Annotated in this window: 16 protein-coding genes and 2 pseudogenes; 14 read left to right on the top strand and 4 right to left on the bottom strand. The window is 72.8% G+C overall.

Annotation, left to right across the window (positions count from 1 at the left end):
• The first annotated feature begins 12 nt into the window (after window positions 1-12).
• From A8W25_RS00090 to A8W25_RS00060, 7 genes are all read left to right on the top strand, one after another.
• Window positions 13-1,041 carry an NADP-dependent oxidoreductase gene (locus A8W25_RS00090; protein ID WP_067153749.1) on the top strand — a complete coding sequence of 343 codons (1,029 nt, stop codon included), beginning with the start codon at window positions 13-15 and terminating at the stop codon, window positions 1,039-1,041.
• A gap of 527 nt (window positions 1,042-1,568) precedes the next feature.
• On the top strand, window positions 1,569-1,997 hold the full coding sequence (locus A8W25_RS00085) for a bacilysin biosynthesis protein BacA (RefSeq protein WP_234386027.1): 429 nt from the start codon (window positions 1,569-1,571) through the stop codon (window positions 1,995-1,997).
• A complete protein-coding gene (locus A8W25_RS00080) occupies window positions 1,994-3,262 on the top strand; it encodes a DUF6421 family protein (RefSeq protein WP_067153746.1) in 1,269 nt (422 codons plus the stop codon). The genes A8W25_RS00085 and A8W25_RS00080 overlap by 4 nt, the downstream gene beginning before the upstream one ends.
• 68 nt (window positions 3,263-3,330) lie before the next feature.
• Complete coding sequence (locus tag A8W25_RS00075) at window positions 3,331-3,792, top strand: nuclear transport factor 2 family protein (RefSeq protein ID WP_079125699.1); 462 nt, start codon at window positions 3,331-3,333, stop codon at window positions 3,790-3,792.
• 23 nt (window positions 3,793-3,815) lie between these two features.
• Window positions 3,816-4,751 (top strand): branched-chain amino acid transaminase, encoded by a 936-nt coding sequence (locus tag A8W25_RS00070; protein ID WP_067153743.1) that lies wholly within the window; start codon window positions 3,816-3,818, stop codon window positions 4,749-4,751.
• Complete coding sequence (locus A8W25_RS00065; RefSeq protein ID WP_067153740.1) at window positions 4,748-5,476, top strand: AzlC family ABC transporter permease; 729 nt, start codon at window positions 4,748-4,750, stop codon at window positions 5,474-5,476. Before A8W25_RS00070 ends, A8W25_RS00065 begins: the two co-directional genes overlap by 4 nt.
• Window positions 5,473-5,790: an AzlD domain-containing protein gene (locus A8W25_RS00060; RefSeq protein ID WP_067153737.1), complete on the top strand. Its 318-nt coding sequence runs from the start codon at window positions 5,473-5,475 to the stop codon at window positions 5,788-5,790. The genes A8W25_RS00065 and A8W25_RS00060 overlap by 4 nt, the downstream gene beginning before the upstream one ends.
• On the opposite strand, the gene A8W25_RS00055 is transcribed toward A8W25_RS00060, so the two are convergent.
• Window positions 5,762-8,185, bottom strand: a complete 2,424-nt coding sequence (locus tag A8W25_RS00055) for an ATP-binding protein (RefSeq protein ID WP_158942319.1) — start codon at window positions 8,183-8,185, stop codon at window positions 5,762-5,764. The two genes, A8W25_RS00060 and A8W25_RS00055, sit on opposite strands and share 29 nt — an antisense overlap.
• Here A8W25_RS00055 and A8W25_RS00050 point away from each other — a divergent pair.
• The 4 genes and pseudogenes from A8W25_RS00050 to A8W25_RS00035 form a co-directional block, all read left to right on the top strand.
• Window positions 8,186-8,704: pseudogene (locus A8W25_RS00050) on the top strand (sensor histidine kinase); the annotation flags it as partial.
• Window positions 8,701-9,204 carry a GerMN domain-containing protein gene (locus A8W25_RS00045; protein ID WP_067153732.1) on the top strand — a complete coding sequence of 168 codons (504 nt, stop codon included), beginning with the start codon at window positions 8,701-8,703 and terminating at the stop codon, window positions 9,202-9,204. The pseudogene A8W25_RS00050 and the gene A8W25_RS00045, both read left to right, overlap by 4 nt.
• Window positions 9,205-9,334: 130 nt before the next feature.
• Complete coding sequence (locus tag A8W25_RS00040; RefSeq protein WP_067153729.1) at window positions 9,335-10,582, top strand: serine hydrolase domain-containing protein; 1,248 nt, start codon at window positions 9,335-9,337, stop codon at window positions 10,580-10,582.
• Between the two features lie 151 nt (window positions 10,583-10,733).
• Window positions 10,734-11,204 carry a DUF3592 domain-containing protein gene (locus tag A8W25_RS00035; RefSeq protein WP_067153728.1) on the top strand — a complete coding sequence of 157 codons (471 nt, stop codon included), beginning with the start codon at window positions 10,734-10,736 and terminating at the stop codon, window positions 11,202-11,204.
• A gap of 90 nt (window positions 11,205-11,294) precedes the next feature.
• Here A8W25_RS00035 and A8W25_RS00030 read toward each other — a convergent pair whose 3' ends face one another.
• Window positions 11,295-15,020, bottom strand: a complete 3,726-nt coding sequence (locus A8W25_RS00030) for a WD40 repeat domain-containing protein (protein ID WP_158942317.1) — start codon at window positions 15,018-15,020, stop codon at window positions 11,295-11,297.
• A 299-nt stretch (window positions 15,021-15,319) separates the two neighbouring features.
• On the opposite strand from A8W25_RS00030, the gene A8W25_RS00025 reads away from it, so the two are divergent.
• Window positions 15,320-15,949, top strand: a complete 630-nt coding sequence (locus A8W25_RS00025; protein WP_067153722.1) for a GNAT family N-acetyltransferase — start codon at window positions 15,320-15,322, stop codon at window positions 15,947-15,949.
• Window positions 15,950-16,179: 230 nt separating this feature from the next.
• On the opposite strand, the gene A8W25_RS00020 is transcribed toward A8W25_RS00025, so the two are convergent.
• Window positions 16,180-16,767, bottom strand: a complete 588-nt coding sequence (locus A8W25_RS00020; protein WP_079125813.1) for a TetR/AcrR family transcriptional regulator — start codon at window positions 16,765-16,767, stop codon at window positions 16,180-16,182.
• A 48-nt stretch (window positions 16,768-16,815) separates the two neighbouring features.
• Here A8W25_RS00020 and A8W25_RS00015 point away from each other — a divergent pair, with 48 nt between their 5' ends.
• A complete protein-coding gene (locus A8W25_RS00015; protein ID WP_067153716.1) occupies window positions 16,816-17,367 on the top strand; it encodes a GNAT family N-acetyltransferase in 552 nt (183 codons plus the stop codon).
• A 7-nt stretch (window positions 17,368-17,374) separates the two neighbouring features.
• Here the strand turns inward: A8W25_RS00015 and A8W25_RS00010 are convergent, their stop codons facing one another.
• On the bottom strand, window positions 17,375-18,553 hold the full coding sequence (locus tag A8W25_RS00010) for a low temperature requirement protein A (RefSeq protein ID WP_067153713.1): 1,179 nt from the start codon (window positions 18,551-18,553) through the stop codon (window positions 17,375-17,377).
• A 257-nt stretch (window positions 18,554-18,810) separates the two neighbouring features.
• Here A8W25_RS00010 and A8W25_RS00005 point away from each other — a divergent pair.
• A pseudogene (locus A8W25_RS00005) lies at window positions 18,811-19,015 on the top strand (hypothetical protein); the annotation flags it as partial.

The raw sequence follows: 19,015 nt of genomic DNA, 5'->3' as shown, positions 1-19,015 counted from the left end.
ATGAGGAACTCCATGAGCCGTCCCACCACCCCCACCCCGACCATGCGTGCCGTGTCCCAGGACCGGGCCGGAGGCCCCGACGTCCTGAAGGTCGTCGAGACGGCCCGACCGGAACCGGGCCGGGGCGAGATCCTGGTCCGGGTGCACGCGGCGGGTGTGAATCCCGCCGACTGGAAGACCCGCGAGCGCGGCATGTTCGCCACCGGAGCGACGCCTCCCTTCACCCTCGGCTTCGACGTGGCCGGGGTCGTGGCGGCGGTCGGCGCGGGCGTGACGCTCTTCGGGCCCGGTGACGAGGTGTTCGGCATGCCCCGCTTCCCGTACCCGGCGGGCGCGTACGCCGAGTACGTCACCGCACCGGCCCGCCACTTCGCCCCGCGCCCGCGCGGCCTCGACCACATCCGGGCCGCCGCGCTGCCGCTGGCCGCCCTCACCGCCTGGCAGGCTCTGGTCGACACCGCGCGCGTCCAGCCGGGACAGCGCGTTCTCATCCACGCCGCGGCCGGTGGCGTCGGGCACCTCGCCGTCCAGATCGCCAAGGCCCGCGGCGCGTACGTCATCGCCACCGCCAGCGCCGCCAAGCACGAACTGCTGCGCACGCTCGGCGCCGACGAGGTCGTCGACTACCGCACCCAGGACGTCGCCGCGACCGTCCACGACGTCGATGTGGTCCTCGACGGCATCGGCGGAGCCAACTGGTCGCGCTCGCTGCGCACCCTGCGCCCCGGAGGCACCCTGGTCTCGATCCTGCCGCTCGACGACACCTTCCCGGCCGCGCGGGCCGAAGCGGCCGGAGTGCGTGCGGTGTTCATGCTCGTCGAGCCCGACCAGCAGGGGCTGCGCGAGATCGGCGCGCTGGTCGACGACGGCCGTCTGCGGGTGATCGTCGATGCCGTGTTCCCCCTCGAACGGGCCGCCGAGGCACATGAGTCGGGCGAGACCGGCCGTACCACCGGGAAGATCGTCCTGAGCGTCACCCCGGCGCCCGGCGGCCGTGAGGTCCCTCCTTCGGGTGATGTCCGGGACGCGCCCGAACGGTGAGGGCGGGACGGGGCGCCCCGGCGGGTTCAGGCCGCCCGGAAGGGGGCTGACGGCGCTCGGGGCGCGTGTGTTGCGCCGGTGTGCGCCGTCGAGCGGCCCACGGAATGACGCGATGCATACGGCAGCCGACCGGAGTAGTGGAGAAAAGGGGCACGAATGTCACCCGCCCCGACGGCATTTGTCGCCGGATTTCCGGAACGTTGAACGGGTGGAAGTGGCCACAGTGTGGGAAATCATTCGGTGCGGGTCAGGCACGGTGGCCGCTGCGGGGCGGAGCCGCTTAGGATCACCGACGCGGACCGAGCACCGACGCACGGCCCGCGTGTCGCCCGAGGGCGACAGCAGAACCGCGGGGCAAACGTGGGGGAGTGGGAATGGTGACGCGGGAGCACGTATGCGTCAATTCGTTATCGCCTTCGCCCATCGGCGAGATACGGCAACTGCACACTCTGGGCCCGACCGGCACCAACCTGGAAGCCGCGGCCCATGAGTGGTTCCGTCGGCAGGGTCGGGAAAGCGAAGGGCGGGTGACCCTGCACGCGACCCTCGAATACGCGATGGAGACCGTGCCCAGAAACGGCGAACACGCCCTCGTCGCCTGCGCCGTGTACCCGGATTTGCACACCCTCGTCTTCGGTAACTTACAGGTTTGCCGCATGGTGGACTCCTTCGTGTGGCCCACCCACGAGATGGTGCTGGCCGTCGCGCCGGGCACGGACGCCGAGCCGCGCACCGTGGCCACCCACCCGGCGCCGGCCGGTCTCGTACCGCCGATGAGCGAACGGCAGTTGGTGACCAGCAACGCACAGGCCGCCATCGACTGCGCCGACGGCAAGGCCGAGGGCTGTGTCACCACCGTCGTCGCGGCGAAGGCCCACGGCTTGCGGGTGCTGCGCAGCTTCGGCGAGGTGCCGATGGTCTACACCGTGCACCACGTACGGGAGGCCGCTCGGTGACCGGGACGCCCGGCCCCCACCGTCTCCACGACGAGATGCTCGGCGAGGCGGAGCGGCTCGGCCAGGGGCTCCTGCCGAGGATCGACGCCTTCCGTGCCCGCCAGCGCGACGACGGCACGGTCCCCGACCCGGGCGACGAGGACCGGCGGGGCCTCCTGGCCATCAAGGACGAGGCCGTCCGCTGGTTCACCGGCCATGGCAGGGCGGGGCAGGCCGACGCGCTGGCCGCCGACATCGACGGCTGGCTGGCCGCCGGACTCGGCACGCCCCCGCACTTCGCTCGCAGCCGCGACGCCCTGACCGCCCCGGCCGACGGCGACTGGGCGGCGTTCCTCGCCCCCGTGCAGAGCACCAACAGCGTCCCGCCGGTCGGCAAGAGGCTGGAGTTCTTCCTGGTCCGCCGCAAGGAGCCCGACGCGCTGTCCGACCTGGCCGCACGCTATCCGCACCCCAAGAACAACTGCCAGGCCACCGTGCTGCTCGCGGGCAGCGAAGGGCTGGTCAAGGGCAACTGCATCGTCTTCTTCCCGGAGAATGTCGCGGCCCACGACAAGGTGGCCGAACAGGCATACGCGATCTTCTTCTTCAGTAAATTCCGCAGGATTCACGAGACCTACTCGGTGCCGTCCGCGCGTTCCGTACTCACCCCGGAATCCGTTCCGCACGCCTCGACCGGAATGGACCCCGAGGCGTGTTACCAGGCGCGTTCCCTCTGGGGATATCTGCACGACTACTTCCACCACCAGGGGCGGTGGCCGCTCGACCAGCACATCAAACTCAAGATGAACTGGTTCATCGGGCTGCTGGAAGAGCTGAAGGTCGACGCCAAGACCGTGCTCGCCTGCCACGGTGACACCGTTCCGTACGCCGACGAACAGATCGCGATGATCCTTCTGGAGCGGATGTTCCGCTATCCGCTCGACGCCCGCGCGGTCCGCAACTTCGACGCGGGCACCGGGGTGTTCCTCTACTCGTGGCTGCGCGAACGCCGCGCCCTCGCCGACCACGGCGGCCGGCTGTCGCTCTCGTACGACCGCGTCCTGGACGGACTGCGGGAACTGGTGGACACGATAGAGGCCATGGAAGCCTCGGTCGGCACACCCGAGGAGTACCGCGCGGCGGCCAGGGAACTGGTACGCACGCAACTGCGCCGCGGCGCCGAGGGCGACCGCTACGCGTTCACCCAGGACCAGTCGAGGCTCGTGCGCGCACAGGGCCGTCTGGCGTCCCTGCCACCCCTGCACTTCGCGCCTGCCGAGGTGTGAGCGAACCGTCGAGAGCCGCACCGGAAGACGAATCCGGAGCCGCACCGAGAACCGAGGAGACGAGCGACATGGACACCGACGCCACGGGGGACGAGGGCCGGGCGCTGGACCGGGCCGCCATGGAAGCCGCGGTGCGGCTGTACTTCGAGGCGTGCAACAAGGTCGACCGCGACCTGTTCGCCCAGTGCCTCTCCGCACACGTCGTGCACTATCTGGCCGCCGGTATGTCCGGCCCGATCGCGGGCATCGACCCGGTCGTGGAGCGCTGGGGCGCCGATGTGCGCGCCAACGACTCCCACTGGGTGGTGGACGCCGTCTACGCGGACGAGCACAGCCGTACCGCCGTCTGCGAGTGGACCGCCTTCAAGCCGCGCCTGGGCAAGGTGCTGCGCGGCGCGGAGGTCTACCGCTTCGACGACGCGGGCCTGATCGACGAGGTCCGCATCTACTACGCCTCCCGGCGCGACGACACCGTTCCCGTCAACGAACTGGAGGGCTTCCCCTATACGGAACGGGGGTTCGCCACGTGAGTGACGTGAGGCCTGTAAGTCCCGTGAGCGGTGCCCAGTCGCCCGTCGTCCCGCCGCTCGACGACCGGGACGGCGTCATCTGGCTCGACGGCGGGCTGGTGCCCTGGCGCGAGGCGCGGCTGCACGTCCTCAGCCACGGGCTGCACTACGGCGGCAGCGTCTTCGAGGGCGAGCGCGTCTACGGCGGCCGGGTCTTCAAGCTCCACGAGCACAGCCTCCGACTGGTCGCCTCGGCCCGGGAGATGGGCTTCACCCTGCCCTGGGACGCCGGAGAACTGGACGCCGCCACCCGGGAGGCCGTGGCGGTCGCCGGCCTGACCGAGGGCTATGTCCGCCCGGTCGCCTGGCGCGGCAGCGACACCCTGCGCCTGGTCGCACGGGACAGCTCGGTCCACGTGGCGATCGCGGCCTGGCCCTGGCCGCAGGTCTTCGCCTCCGGGCCGCGCGGAATCCGCCTCGCCACCTCGCGCTGGCGGCGCCCCGCACCCGACACCGCCCCGGTCCGCGCCAAGACGGCGGCCCTGTACGCGCTGGGCTCCCTCGCCGGACAGGAGGCCGAGGAGGCGGGCCGCGACGACGCGCTGCTCCTGGACCACCGGGGCCGGCTGGCCGAGGCCACCGGCGCCAATCTGTTCCTGGTGATCGACGGCGCCCTGCACACCCCGCCGCCGGAGTGCGTACTGGACGGCATCACCCGGCGCACCGTCATCGCGCTCGCCCGCGAGCTCGGCCTGGAGGTCGTCCAGCGGCATATGGAACCGGCCGAACTGACCCGCGCCGACGAGGTGTTCCTGACCGGCACGGCGTACGAGGTGCAGCCGGTCACCGCCGTCGACGCCCTGGACTACCCGATCGGCGCGGTGACGACCGCGCTGGTACGGGCGTACGCACGTACGGTGCGGGGCGAGGAGGACCGCCCGGCTCCGCCGAGCGGGGCCGCGATGGGCGAGGGCGGATGACCGGTACCGAATCCGAACCCACCCGTCCGGCCCCGCCCGCCGGACGGCGCGAGGCCTGGATCGCGGGCGCCAGGGCCGCGGTGCCGTTCACCGTGGCGATCTTCGCGTTCGGCATCTCCTTCGGCGTCCTCGCCAAGGGCGCGGGCTTCGGCGCGCTCGGCGCGACCTCGATGTCCGGCCTGGTCTTCGTGGGCTCCTCGCAGTTCGCCGCCGTCTCCGTGATCGTCAACGGCGGCGGCTGGGCGGCCGCGGCCGTGGCGGGCACCCTGCTGAACCTGCGCTATCTGGTGATGGGATTCGCCATCCTGCCCGCGCTGCGCGGCGGCCGGGCCCGCCGGGCGGTCGAGTCCCAGCTGGTCATCGAGGAGTCCTGGGCCATCGCGAGCGACGCGGACGGGCGCTTCGACCGGACCCGGCTGCTCTCCTCGGGCGTGGTGCTCTGGCTCGGCTGGGTCCTGGGCACGCTGCTCGGCGCGATCGGCCCGTTCAAGGCGGTGGACGTCCTCAACTACGGTCTGGACGCCGTCTCGCCGGTCCTGTTCTTCCTCCTGCTCGCACCCCACCTGGGCACCCCCCGCAAGCGGACGGCCGCCGCGACCGCGGCCGTGTGCGCGGCGGCCCTCACCGCCGCCGGGCTCCCCGACACCGCCATCGCCGTGGCCTGTCTGATCGCCGTCGTCTGGACGGCGAGGCCGACGACCCGACCGGCGAAGGAGGCCCGTTGAACAGCGACCCGTGGATCGTCGTCGGCGCCCTGGTGGCGACCACGTTCCTCATCAAGGGCGCCGGATCACTGGTGATGGGCGACCGCGAACTGCCGGGCTGGTTCCCCCGGTTCGTGGAGTATCTGACGCCCGCGCTGCTCGCCGTGCTGGTCGTCACCCAGCTCGTGGGGTCGGCGGGCGCACACGGGATGACCTTCGACGCCCGGCTCGCCGGGTTCGCGGGGGCCCTGGTCGCCTGGCGGCTCAAGGCGCCCGTACCGCTCGTCGTCCTGGTGGCCGCGGTGATCACCGCGGTGGTACGGGCGGTGGGCTGACGGCGTCGCGTACGGCGGCGGCCGCCTCCAGAGCCCGGGCCAGACCGGGCTCGTGCCCGGCGGCCCGGTGCAGGCGCAGGGCCCGCTCGACGGCCTGGGCCGCCTTGGTGTGGTGGCCGAGCGCCAGGTGCACCCGGGCGAGTTCGGTCCGCGCCTCGCCCTCGACGAGCCGGAGCCCGGCCTGCCCGGCGGTGCTCAGCGCCCGCCGGGTGTACGCGAGCGCCTCACGGTTCTCGCCCAGGTGCCGGTGTGCGGCGGCCAGACCCACGCAGGCCGCGGCGTCCGCCCGCAGACAGCCCGTCGCCCGGGCCGCGTCCAGCGCGCGGCGGTGGTGGTCCAGGGCGCCGGGCGCGTCGTCCAGATGCAGCAGTACGGTGCCGATGGTGTTGAGGGCGTCCGGCTCGACCAGCCGGCGGTGCGTGCGGTGGGTGACGCTGAGCGCGTCCATCCCGTACTTGAGCGCGAGCCTCGGGTCGCCGCTGTCGCGGCACACCGCGGCGAGGGCGTTGAGGGCGCCCTCCGCCGCGTAAGTGGACAGCAGCCTGCCGTGCGCGGCCAGGGCCCGGGTGAGCAGGCGCTGTGCCTCCTCCAGGTCGCCCAGCGCGTGGTGGACGGCGCCGAGCCCCCACAGGGACAGCATCACGGTGTGCTCGTCGCCCGACGCCTCGGCGCGCTCGCGTGCCTGGGTGAAGTACGGCCGCGCGGCGGCCAGTTGGCCCCGGTCCAGGCGGATGGAGCCGAGCAGGAACAGCGCCCACGCCTCACCGGCGGGCTCCCCGCCGTCGCGGTAGAGGGCCAGGGTGTGCTCGGCGTGGCGCAGGGCCTGGTCGAGGGCGCCCAGTTCGCGGTGCGAGGCGGCGAGCCCGAGCACGGCACCGGCCTGCTCCACGGGCAGCCCGGCCCGCGCGAACAGGGAGTCGGCGCGGGCGCTGTGCCGTAGCGCCTCGTCGTGCCGGGCCAGCTCCCACAGGACGTAGCACAGGCTCCAGTGCATCACCGCGCGCGCGTGGTCGTCGTGCTCGGCCTCGGCGGCGCGCAGCCCCGTCTCCGCGGCGCGCAGCCAGTCGGTGCGCTGGCCGTGTTCCATCAGGTGGCCGTGGGTGGCCAGCGCGGACTTCCAGGCGAAGGGGCGCGGCCCGTGGCCCAGGGCGTGCCGGGCGCAGGCCAGCAGGGCGGCCCGCTCGTCCTCCAGCCAGGACAGCGCGGCGGCGGGACCGGTGAACGTCAGGGGCGCGGTGGGGGAGCCGTCAGGCTCGGGCGGGGCGGCGGCGTACCAGGAGTAGAAGGTGCCGTACAGCAGATGGCCGGCCTGCTCGGCGGTCGCCAGGTACCAGGTGAGCAGCCGGTCGAGGGCCTCCTCGCGTACGGCCGTGTCGTCCTCGGCCCGGGCCCGCTCGCGGGCGAACAGGCGGACCAGGGCGTGCAGATGGAAGCGGCCGGGCCGGTGCGTCTCCAGCAGGCTGCGGGAGACCAGCTGGTCCAGCAGCCGGGCTGTGGCGTTGAGCGGGCCCCCGGCCAGCGCGGCGACGGCCGGGGTGGAGACCTCGGCGCCGGGGGTGAGGGCGAGCAGCCGCAGGAGCCGGCGCTCCGGGGCGGGCAGGGAGCGGTAGGACAGGGCGAGGGCGCTGCGCACCCCGGTGTGCTGCTCCTGGTCGAGCGCGAGGTCGTCCAGGCGGTCCTCGCCCCGCAGCGTCCGCACCACCTCCGCGAGGGGCAGGTGCTGGTCGCCGATGAGATGCGCCGCGACGATCCGTACGGCCAGCGGCAGGCCGCCGCACAGCCGGACGGCCTCGGCGGCGGCCTCGGGCTCGCCGCGCACCCGGTCCGCGCCGATCACGCGGGCGAGCAGCGCGAGCGCCTCCTCGTCGTGGAAGACGGCCACGCTCACCCGGTGGGCGTCGTGGAACGCGGTCAGGCCGCGCAGGTCGTTGCGGCTGGTGACGACGACGAAGCAGGTCGGCGAGCCGGGCAGCAGCGGGCGCACCTGTTCGAGACCGGCCGCGTCGTCCAGGAGGATCAGCATCCGCTTGCCCGCCAGCAGCGAGCGGTACAGGGCGGCCTTCTCGTCGGTGTTCTCCGGCAGGTGCCCGGCGTCGACGCCCAGGGCCCGCAGGAGCTGGCCCAGCGCGCCGTCGGCCGTGGTGGGGGGCTCGTCGGCGTGGCCGCGCAGGTTCGCGTACAGCTGTCCGTCGGGGAAGCGGTCGGCGGCCCGGTGCATCCAGTGCACGGCGAGCGCCGTCTTGCCGACACCCGCCATACCGGACAGCGAGGAGATCACCAGCGTCTGCCCCGGGCCCGAGGCGTACTGGGAGAGCAGGGCGTCCAGCTCGCGCAGATAGCCGGCCCGGCCGGTGAAGCTGCCGACGTCGGGCGGCAGTTGGCGGGGGACCGGCACAGCGCCGTCGGCGCCAAGGCGGTACGGCTGAACGCGGCCGAGACCGACCTCGCCGACACCGTGCGGGCCTCGCTCGCCCTGCGCGGCTGGACGGACCTGGTGCGCACACAGCTGCCCGACGGTGTACGGGCGGTTGTCGACCGGCGCCGCATCGACGTGATCGTGGCCAACCTGGTGGGCAACGCACTGCGGCACGGAGCGCCGCCGGTCACCGTGACCCTGGGGGCGGCCGGGGGCGCGGACGGCCAGTGGCTGACACTGGAGGTCGCCGACCACGGCCCCGGGCTGCCACCGGGCTCCCACGAGCGGGTCTTCGACCGGTTCTACAAGGCGGACGCGGCCCGCACCCGGGGCGCGGCCGACGACAGCGGACAGGGCAGTGGCCTCGGCATGGCGATCGCGCTGGAGAACGCGCGACTGCACGGCGGCACGATCGAGGTGGCCGACGGGCCGCGGGGCGGCGCGGTGTTCACCCTGCGCCTGCCCGCGCGACGCGGCACCGAAGGAGGCACCGGGTGAAGGTGCGCCGAAAAGCCCCGGCCGCCGTCCTGGCGACCCTGGGGATCGCCCTCGTGGGCTGCGGCGTGCAGCCGAGCGGTGTGGTGGGCGCGGGCGAGCCCGCGTCCGGGCTGACCCGCGGGATGCGGCTGTACTTCGCGTCCGACAGCGGACTGCGCGGGGTGCCCCTGCTCGACCGGGAGGTCAAGGACCTCAACTCGGTGGTGAAGCTGCTGGCCTTGGGTCCGCCGCCCGCCGAGCAGCGCGACGGGCTCACCTCGCTCGTCCAGCTCGGCGGCTACACCGTGACCGGCACGGGCAACCGCGTCACGATGCGCCTCGACGGCCCCTACACGATGCCGGGGCGCGACCAGGGCACGGGCCAGCTGGTGTGCACGCTGGCACGCGCCCAGTCCGTACTGGACCCCGAGGCCAGGGCCGACGACGTCCGGGTGACACTGCGGCCGAAGGAGGGCGCCGCGTTGGGCCCCTACCGGTGCGCGGAGTTCCTCGACCGGTGAGGCGGGTGGGCGAGGTCCGGTGAGGCGGGTGGGCGAGGTCCGCCAACCGGTGTACCACATGGTCATATTTGTCATGGTCTGCGGAGTGTTCGGGGGATTTTCCGTGGCTGCCATCGCCATAGTGCGGGGCATGACACCAACCCGCCTGTCGGCGCGTCTGCGCACCCGTGCCCGCGCCCGCACGGCCCTGCTGTGCGCCGCGCTGCTCGCCGCCACGGTCCAGAGCACCGCCGTCGCCCCCGCCTTCGCGCGCGGGCCCGGCCACGAGGAACGCGGCTGTGTGAAGACCCAGGGCCACCTCGACAACCGGGCCCGCGAAGTCCTGGACATCACCCGCAAGGCCAAGGACGAACTCCACCTCAAGGCCGTGGAACTGCGGGTCACCCTCGACGGCAAGGACGTCCTCACCGACGCTCTCGGCGAGTCCATGACCAACGTCCCGGCCGAGCCGGACATGCACTTCCGCGCCGGCTCGGTGGTCTTCTCCTACATCGGCACGGCCCTGCTCCAGCTGGTCGAGGAGGGGAAGGTCCGTCTCGACGACACCGTCGAGCGCTGGCTGCCCCGGCTGCCCAACGCCCGCAAGATCACCCTGCGGATGCTGGCGACCAACACCACCGGTCTGCACGACTACGTCACCGACCCGGCCTTCCTCGCCGAGCTCGCGGCGCACCCGTTCCGCCAGTGGACCCCGAAGGAGCTGGTCGGCTACCCGCTGCGCCACCCGTTCTGGTATGCGCCGGGCACCAGCTGGAGCTACTCCCACGCCAACTACGTCCTGCTGTCGGCCGCGCTGGAGAAGATCACCGGCAGCCGGATCGACAAACTGCTGGAGCAGCGGATCACGGGCCCGCTGGGCCTGCACGACACACAGAACAACTTCACCCCCGACATCCCGCGTCCGGTCCTGCACGCCTTCACCTCCGAGCGCGGCACGTACGAGGAATCCACCTTCTGGAACCCCTCGTGGACCACGGCGCCCGGCGCGGTCATCACCACCCACATCTGCGACCTGGCCCGTTCGGCGCAGGCCATCGGCAGCGGTGAGCTCCTCTCGCACCGCGCCTACCGCACCCTCCTCAACCCCCGCACGGTCGGCCTCGGCGGCGCGACCAGGACGTGTCCGGCCACGGTCTGCTTGAAGCAGACCCCGGTCTTCCACTTCGGTCTGGGCGTCATCATCGTCAATGGGTGGGTGGTCCAGAACCCGTCGTTCTCGGGCTACGCGGCGATCCAGGCGTATCTCCCCTCCGACCGGCTGGCCATCGCGGTCTCCGCCACCAAGACCGCGACCACACCGGACGGAAACATGGCCGAGCAGATCGCCAAGCGCATCGCGGACGCCCTCGCCCCCGAGACCCCGCTGACGGCCGCCTGACCGACCTCTCCTCCATCTGGCCTGCCCGAACGGAACCACCCGCACCGGCGGCACATCTTCACGGACGACGGCGGTCCGTGGTGTGCCGCCGGTTCCGGGTGGGCCGGGTCGGATCGAGTCGGGTCGGATCGCATCAGCAGGGGGATGAAGGATGTTCGCTGTCGGCGGGGTGTTCGGGGTGGTGTTCGGCTCGGTCGGACTCCTCTTCGCGGCCTTCGGGATCACCATGCTCGTCCTGGGCGCCCGAAAGAGCGCCGAGTACCGGCGGGTCCTTCGTGAGGGGCAGTTCGCCGAGGCGCGGTGCCTGGAGACGTACGTGGTGCACCGACACTCCACCGACGGGCCGAGCTCCAGTCAGCGCCGCCTGATCGTCGCGTTCCGGACCGGGGACGGCCGCGAGGCGCGGGCCGAGGTCGTCTCACGGCACCCGTACGTGGCCGGGGACGTCGTGCCGGTGCGCTATCCGCCCGAGCGTCCGGAGCGGGCGATGGCGGCGGAGCCCACCCCGGGCGTGGGAGCCGTCACCTGCCTCCTCGGCGGCGTGATGGTGCTCTTCACCTGCGTGGGGCTGCTGTTCGCCGCCATCGGCTTCGGGGTGGCCGCGTTCATGGGCGTGAGTTAGAGCCTGTCTTTGAACCCCCGTCGTCCGCCCGGAGGGCGCACGCACCGGCCGCCGCTGCGCAGGCGGGGGTTCAAAGACAGGCTCTCAGCGTCAGCAGAGCTTGCGCCGGCCGACCTCGGGGATCAGGTCGTGCCACTCCTTTCCGGTGAGGTCGCGGTGCACGCGGCGGCAGAGGTCGGCGGAGAGGGCCTGGGAGGCGAGCGGGTAGGAGCGCCACGGTGTGAGCCGGCCCGCGGCGTACAGGGCGTGGCCGTCCGGGCTGAAGGCGAGGGAGACGATCGTGTCTCCGCCGGTGGGGAGGACCGTCCCGAGAGGGCGCTCGGTCTGGGTGTCCCACAGTCGCAGCGTCCCGTCGGTGCCCGCCGCCGCCACCATGCGCCCGTCGTGGGAGAGGGCGAGGGCGGAGACCTGTGGGAAGTCGTCGTTCGCGGGCTGGGCGTCGTCGGCCCGGAGCGAGAACGGCTTCATGGTCTGCCGTCCCCTCTCGTCCCACACGACCATCTGGGCTTCTACGTTCTGCGCGACCACGAGGCCGCCGCCGCGGGAAGCGAGGGACTGCAAGTCCGCGGAGCGCGGGTGCATGGTGGTGTGTCCGGTCGTCAGGTCGGTGACGTATCCGCCCGACGTGATGGCTTCGTCCTTGGTGGGCGGGAGCACGAAGCGGTACCCCAGATTGTCGACCGCCTTGGTCAGCTTTCCCTTCTGGACGTTCCAGAGTTCGAGGGATCGGCGCTCCTCGGTCTCACGGATGGCCAGCAGGGTCTTTCCCGAGGGGGCCAGGGCGATGTCCAGTGTCCTCTGGCGGGGCTTCCCGGGCGACGTGACGTTGACGGTGGCCTTCGTACGGTGCGTCGTCACGTCGTACAGCGTGATCTCCTGGCGGGGGCGCGGCTGGTACGGGGTCAGCACTCCGTAGGCGAGCGTCCGGCCGTCGGCGCTGAACACCATGCTGCCGTGACAGATCTCGGTGCCCGCGGGGCAGGGCTGGGACGGGAGTTCGGCGATGACCTTCCCGCTCGCCCCGTCACGTACCTGGAACGCCATACGGGAGCCACGGCGCACCGAGGTCGCCAGTACGCGCGCGTCCTGGCTGAACACCGATGAGTCCAGCGGGTCGTTGACCGCCGCCGCCCGTACGACGCCGCGCACGTCGAGCGACCGGACCGCCGTCATACGGCGGCCGCCCAGGAAGCGCAGAAGGCCGCGTTCCACGTCCAGTCGCAGGCTCTTGGCCCTCTCGTCCCCCAGCCGGTAGCGGAAGACGGGCACCGCCGGGGCGGCCGTTCGCCACATCAGGATCTCACTGCCGACGACTGCCACCAGGAGCCGTCCGTCGCCACTGAACTCGACCTCTTTCAGGCCATGTTGTTCGATGGCGAATTCCCGACGGCCCGTGGTGAGGTTCCAGGTGCGGACACCCGTGCTGTTCACGAGGGTGAGGCTCTGTCCGTCGGCGGTGAACCGCATACGGTGGAAGTCGCCGTTGCCGGGGCAGCGGGCGGACGCGTCGAGGGAGCGCGGCAGTGCCAGCCGCCGCTTCGCCGCCATGTCCCAGACCTCCAGCGAAGCGCCCGCCGCGCACGTGGCGAGGAGGCGCTCGTCCGAACTGACCGCTGCGCGGTGGGCGTCCAGCGGGTGGTCGGCCGTGTTCTTGAACAGCAGGCGCCGGTCGGCGACGTTCCACACCTGGATGGACGGGGTGTCATAGGAGTCGGTGAGCACCAGGGCCCGCCCGTCGACCTGGAAGGCGCCGACGGTCAGGACGGATCCCGGCAGGGCGGGCTGGTCGAGCTCCCACTGACCGGGCTGCCACAGGCGGGGGCCGGAGCCGCCCGTCAGGATCACGGTCCGGCCGTCCGGACTCCCGTCCGATGCCGTGCCCTTCGGGGAATCGGACGACAGTGTGCGATGGCTGTCCACGTCACGGCGCTCGACGTCGCGGGCCCCTGCGGTGGTGACCGTACGCCCGTAACGGTCGAGGAAGCGCGGAGTGTCGGGATCGGCGTCCGGGTCCGGGTCCGGGTCGGTGTCCTGGTCCGGACGGATGGCCGCGGCCACGAGGGCGGCGCGCGCCTCCGGTATGTGCGCGATCTTCCAGGCGGCCAGGCTCAGGCGCATCGCGGTCTGCGGGTCGGACGGGAAGTAGGTCTGTGCGAGCGCGGCGGTGCTGCGGGCCGCCGATTCGCCGCGCTGCCGGTCGCGGGCCCGGCCCTGCTGCCAGGCGACGCTGGTCGCCACCACGGCCAGCACCACCAGGACCAAGAGGGCGGAGACGACCCCGCGCCGTACGCGGCGGGTGCGGCGGTACGCGCTGCGGCTCGCGGTGAGGAAGGACTCTTCGAGTGCGGTGAGTTCGATCCGCCGGTCCCCGGCGTCGAAGGCGGTCCGTGCCTGGGCCAGGCGGGTGCCGCGCAGCAGGGCGTCGGAGTCCCGGCCCAGGTCGTGCCAGTCCTGGGCGGCCTCGGCGAGTTGGCGATGGCCGCGCAGACGGTCGCGGTCCCGCTCGATCCACTGGCGCAGCCTCGGCCAGGCGGTGATCAGCGCCTCGTGGGTCAGGTCGACGCTCCGCTGGTCCAGCGCGACCATGCGGGCCCGGGCCAGATGCTCCAGGACGGGGCCGGCGTGCACCGGGTCGACCGCGTCCAACTCCTCGCGGGCGGCGGGGCGCCGGGTGTCGGGCGTTCCGTCGCCGGGCGTGATCAGCCGCAGCAGGACCTGGCGGGCCACCTGGGCCTGGCCGTCCGGCAGTTGGGCGTAGGCGTGCTCGGCGCTCTGGGCGATCGCCCCGCGCAGTCCTCCGGCCAGCTCGTACGCCTGGAGGGACAGGGTCCGCCCCCGGCGGCGGCGCCAGGTCTCCAGCAGGGCGTGGGACAGCAGGGGCAGGCTGCCGGGCTCGGCGGCCGCCTCCTCAAGCACCCTCGCGGTCAGGGCCCGTTCGACGATCAGCCCTTCGGCCGCCGTGGACTTGAGGACGACCTCGCGCAGCTCGGCGGGCGTGAGCGGCCTGACCGGCAGGCTCGCCTCGTGGACGACGGCGGCGAGGTCGGGGTGTTCCAGGCAGTGGCTGTAGAAGTCCGCCCGGACCCCCAGCACCACGCGCAGCCGGCTCCCGGGATCTCGTGCGCCCATCAGGAGGCCGATGAACCGGTCGCGCTCCTCGACGTCGTGGCAGAGAGTGAAGATCTCCTCGAACTGGTCCACGATCAGCCAGGTGTCTCCGTCGTCCGTATCCGGGACGAAGAGCCTCGCGTGATCGCGGACGGGGCGCGGGCCCGGCGTCAGGATCCGGACGGCGGCGGGCCGCACGCCGGGTTCGTGGAGGGCGCGTAGTCGAGGGATCAGCCCGGCGCGCAGCAGCGACGACTTGCCGCTGCCCGAGGGGCCCAGCACCGCCGTGACGCGATGGCGCAGGGCCAGCCGTGCCAGCTCGTCCGTCAGACGGTCCCGCCCGAAGAACCGGTCGGCGTCGCCGGGCTCGTACCGCGCCAGCCCCCGGAAGGGCGGTACGGCCTCCTCGTCCTCGGCCCAGACCTGACCGGCCTCCTGCCGGGACGCCTCCTGCCAGCGCTCCTCCCAGCCCGCCGGATCGGCGCCGCAGGCCGTCACATAGGCCAGCGCCACCGCCAGCGAGGGCAGGGTGTCGCCGGACGCCGCCCGGGAGAGGGCGGCAGCGGAGTACTCCACCTCACGGGCCATGTCCCGGTACGTCGGGCCGCCCGCTTCCTGGCGCATCCGCCGCAGTTCCAGGGCGAATCGCCGTACCGGACCGCTTTCCGGATCGAGCGGCTTCTCGTGACGTCCCACTGTCTCCCCCATCAGTGATCACGTAGCTGTCAGGCTACGAACGGTCGCCGGGACCGGCAAGGAAGGCCCCGGCCACACGTGCGCGGGTGGGAAGCCCGGCCGCGTTCCGCCGCGGCCGGGCCGGCCGAGGAGACCGGTGCCGCGCGCCACCCCCGTGGGCAGCGGTACCGGGCTCGACTCATCAATCCCAGCGGCCGGTCGATTGATGCGCAGCCCCTGCCCGGGCGACTAATCAATGGCGCGCCGGGTCGGCTCCGTCGATCCGGACAGGGCCGGCCCCCACCCCGCGTCCAAGATCATCGGGGTGCAGAATGACCCGTATGTCGATAACGAACACGCCCAAAACAGCTACGATCGACGACACTTCGTCGATCAGTCGCACCTTGGCCCGCGCCTTCGGCGACGACCCGATGATGCGGTGGTTCTTCCCCGGCGACACCTCGGACGCCCCGCGCGAGGCCGGGCTGACCCGCTACTTCACCACGCTCTTCACCCGGCAGTACCTCCACCACGGTGTGTGCGAGCACACCGGGGCGGCGGCCGCGTTCTGGGTGCCGCCGGAGGCCGGGGACAAGGCCGTTCCCGACGCGGAGACCGTCCAGGAACTGGCGGACATCCTCGGCGACCGGGCCGCGCTGTTCAGGGAGACCGTCGAGGCGGCGGCCGAGCACGGGCCCCAGGAGCCGCACTGGTACCTGGCGGTGATCGGCGCCGACCCGGCCGGCCAGGGGCAGGGGCACGGGTCCGCCCTGCTGCGCTCGGGCCTCGCCAAGGCCGACGCCGCGGGTCTGCCCGTCTACCTGGAGTCCTCCAAGCCGTCCAACCTTCCCGTCTACGAGCACTTCGGCTTCACCGTGCTGGAAGAGACGCAGCTGCCGGGGGACGGGCCGACGCTGTGGGCGATGCGCCGCGCACCGCAGCGCCCGGCAACCGCCGGATAGGCTCCGGTCCGTCTCTGCCAGCACCTTCGTCCCGCGCGACTTCGTTGTGCGGGACGGGCCGGTCCACGACGCGGTGGCGGCGTGGCTGTCGTCGACGTGGCCGTTCGAGCGGCTCGACTACACGCCGAGGGCGTGACCGGATCGGCAGCGCGGTCATGAAGTCCCGAAAGGGCCCGCCTCCCGCGGGAGGCGGGCCCTTTCGGGTACCGCACACCCTCAATGGCCGGCGACTACGTGTGAGCCAGTGCCGCCAAGTAGTCGTCGAGGAGCTCGGTCTGGCGCGGCGGAGAAAACTCCTCGGGGGCGAAGAGGGCCTGTACCACCAGCCCGAGGACGAACGACTGGGCGGCCGCGGCGATACGCGCCGGGTCCCCGTCCGGCAGTTCGCCGAGCTCCTGGGCCGCGGCGACCAGATCGCGCAGCCTGTCCCGGCTGCGCCCGTATTTCAGGGCGTACTCGCCGCTCAGGGCGGGGTCGGCGAGCGCGGCGTCCCAGGAGGACACCCAGATCCGGTTGGTGGCGGTGGCATCGGCCGTCAGCGGCAGGATGTCGAGCAGAGCGGCCCGCACGGCGGACAGGCCCGTACCGGCGGCGCGCCGGGGCCGGGCGGCGGTCCGCCGGTCGAGCAGTTCGAGGGCGTGCGCCACCAGGTCGCGCTTGGTGGGGAAGTAGTGGGTGAGCAGGCCGGTGGTCGCGCCGAGCTCGGTGGCGACGGCGCGCAGGGTCAGCCCGCCGAAACCCTGCGCGGCGAGCACCCGCCAGACCGCCTCGGAGACGTCGCGTCGACGGGCTTCGTGGTCGCCCTTGGTACGTGGCATGCTGCTACCGTACATAACCGTAACGCTTGTTATGTGAATGGGGTCATCATGTTCTCCCTCCCCCTGCGGGACGACGTCCGCCTCCGGCCGTTGGAGGTGTGGCACGCCGAGGAGTTCGCCGCGCATCTGGACCGGGCCCGCGAGCACATCCGTCCCTGGGTCGGGGCCGCGTTCGTCACCGATGACGTCGACGGAGCCCGCGCCACGCTGCGCCGCTACGCCGAGCGCCAGGCCGCCGACGGCGCCCGCCTCTACGGCATATGGCTCGACGGCACACTGGTCGGCGGCGTGATGTTCACGGACTTCAGCGCCGCCTCGGGCTCCTGCGAAGTCGGCTGCTGGCTGGAGCCGGGCGCCGAGGGCAGCGGTGTGATCACCCTGGCCTGCCACGCCCTGCTCGACTGGGCGTTCACCACCCGCGGGCTGCACCGCGCCGAGTGGATCTGCCGCGCCGACAACGAGCGGAGCGCCGCGGTGGCCAAGCGGCTGGGGATGACCCTGGAGGGGGTGTGGCGCGAGTCCTGGCCCTACGGCGGCATCCGCCACGACAAGCAGACCTGGGCAATCCTGGCCACGGAATGGCGAACCCAGCGCCAGTGAGACCGCGTCACCCCGCCGTGAGCCGGCCCCGGGTGCGCCAACGGGACAGTTTGGCGAGCAGGAACACCAGGGCGGCCGCGCAGGCCACCGCGCCCCAGGCGGGCAGCAGCAGGGCGGCGGGCAGGAGCATGCCCGGGGTGAGGACCAGACAGGGCACATACCAGCGCAGCACATTCCGCAGCCCGTCCCCGTAGCGCGTCGAGATGGCCGCGTTCGCGCTGTAGAAGGCGAGGACGCCGCCGCACAGTGCCCATCCGGCGCCCGTGGGCAGTACGTGGTGGGGTTCGGCGACGGCGGTGCCGAGCGCCGCCGCGATCACGGTGATGCCGCAGACGAGGACGAACGGCAGATACATCACGGTGTCCCGCATCACCCGCGTCGCCCGGCCCGACTGGGCCCGGCTCAGACCGCGCTCGGCGTTGCCCGTCCCCCAGACGAAGAAGATCAGGGCGAGTTCGGCGGCGACCACGAAGGAGAACAGCGCGGTCACCCCGGAGGCGGCAGTGAAGTGCTCCTCGAAGGTGGCGACCACCGTGAAGACGCTCTCACCGAGCACGATCACCACGAACAGGCCGATCCGCTCGACCAGGTGCTCCACCGACATCCGCTCGTACGGCGAGGTGCCGAGACCCGCCCGGATGGCGAGCAGCGCCACCTCCAGGGCGATCGCCACCCCCCACACCACGAACCGCGCGCCCCCGGGCAGCGCGGCCGACACCGCCCACAGGGCGGCGGGCACCAGGCAGTACAGCAGCGGCCGCCACAGCGGCAGCGGGCTGCCGGGACTGCGGGCGTGGCCGAACCAGATCAGGAACAGCACCAGCCGCACCCAGGCGGCTCCCAGCGCATACGCCCAGGCCCGCTCCTCAAGGCCCGCCGGGGACGCGGCGGCCATCAGCCCGAGCGCGGGCATCGCGGCGAGCAGCATCCCCTGGACCCGGGCCGAGGCCGAGCCGAAGAGGTTGACGGTCACGGTCAGGTTCACCCACGCCCACCAGGCAGGGAAGAACAGCACCAGGAACGTCCCGAAGTCGGCCGCGCCGGGGTTCCCGTGCAGCCCGTGCGCGAGCACGCTGACCGTCACCACGAAGACCAGGTCGAAGAACAGCTCGAACCAGCCCGCGCGGTGTTCCTCGGACCCACCGCCCGTACCGTCGGCCGTCCCGCCGTCTGTCGTCTCGCTCACCCGCCCACTGTGCGAGGCCCACCCGGCGGCGCGGACCGGGCGCGCCGGGGACGGGTGGGTGAGACGCCCGGGCGGGCCAGTGGCCGGGGACGGCACCACCGGACACCTCACCACGTGCACGACGTGCCTCACCACGTGCACGACGTGCCTCACCGCGTGCACGACAGGCGACTCCCGGTCACGATCAGGTGCCCGCCGACCGAGATATGACGGCCCCTTATGGCTCTCACACAGCGATGTTCGCCATACTTCGCGCCGTGGACCAGCAAACAGACGACCAGCACACCGCCCTCAACGCCGCCGCCCTGAACCCGGCGCACATCCCCGGGCTCGGGCTCATGCCCGCCCCGGCAGCCGCGCCCCAAGCGCCGACGGATCGGCCGACCGCGGCCGAGCCGGAGCCCGAAACGGCACAGGCGGCGGACGACACCGCGGACGGCTCGGCGGCCAAGACCGCCCGTC

Source organism: Streptomyces sp. ERV7 (assembly GCF_001653515.1).
GTDB lineage: Bacteria > Actinomycetota > Actinomycetes > Streptomycetales > Streptomycetaceae > Streptomyces.
The sequence above is the reverse complement of the archived record's forward strand: the minus strand, read 5'-3'. Positions and strand labels throughout refer to the sequence as shown.

Excerpts from the sequence above, each read along its gene's own strand:
- A8W25_RS00075 (WP_079125699.1), top strand. The coding sequence starts at position 3,331 with ATGGACACCGACGCCACGGGGGACGAGGGCCGGGCGCTGGACCGGGCC.
- A8W25_RS00090 (WP_067153749.1), top strand. The coding sequence starts at position 13 with ATGAGCCGTCCCACCACCCCCACCCCGACCATGCGTGCCGTGTCCCAG.
- A8W25_RS00030 (WP_158942317.1), bottom strand. The coding sequence starts at position 15,020 with ATGGGGGAGACAGTGGGACGTCACGAGAAGCCGCTCGATCCGGAAAGC.
- A8W25_RS00040 (WP_067153729.1), top strand. The coding sequence starts at position 9,335 with ATGACACCAACCCGCCTGTCGGCGCGTCTGCGCACCCGTGCCCGCGCC.
- A8W25_RS00035 (WP_067153728.1), top strand. The coding sequence starts at position 10,734 with ATGTTCGCTGTCGGCGGGGTGTTCGGGGTGGTGTTCGGCTCGGTCGGA.
- A8W25_RS00025 (WP_067153722.1), top strand. The coding sequence starts at position 15,320 with ATGACCCGTATGTCGATAACGAACACGCCCAAAACAGCTACGATCGAC.
- A8W25_RS00015 (WP_067153716.1), top strand. The coding sequence starts at position 16,816 with ATGTTCTCCCTCCCCCTGCGGGACGACGTCCGCCTCCGGCCGTTGGAG.
- A8W25_RS00065 (WP_067153740.1), top strand. The coding sequence starts at position 4,748 with ATGACCGGTACCGAATCCGAACCCACCCGTCCGGCCCCGCCCGCCGGA.
- A8W25_RS00020 (WP_079125813.1), bottom strand. The coding sequence starts at position 16,767 with ATGCCACGTACCAAGGGCGACCACGAAGCCCGTCGACGCGACGTCTCC.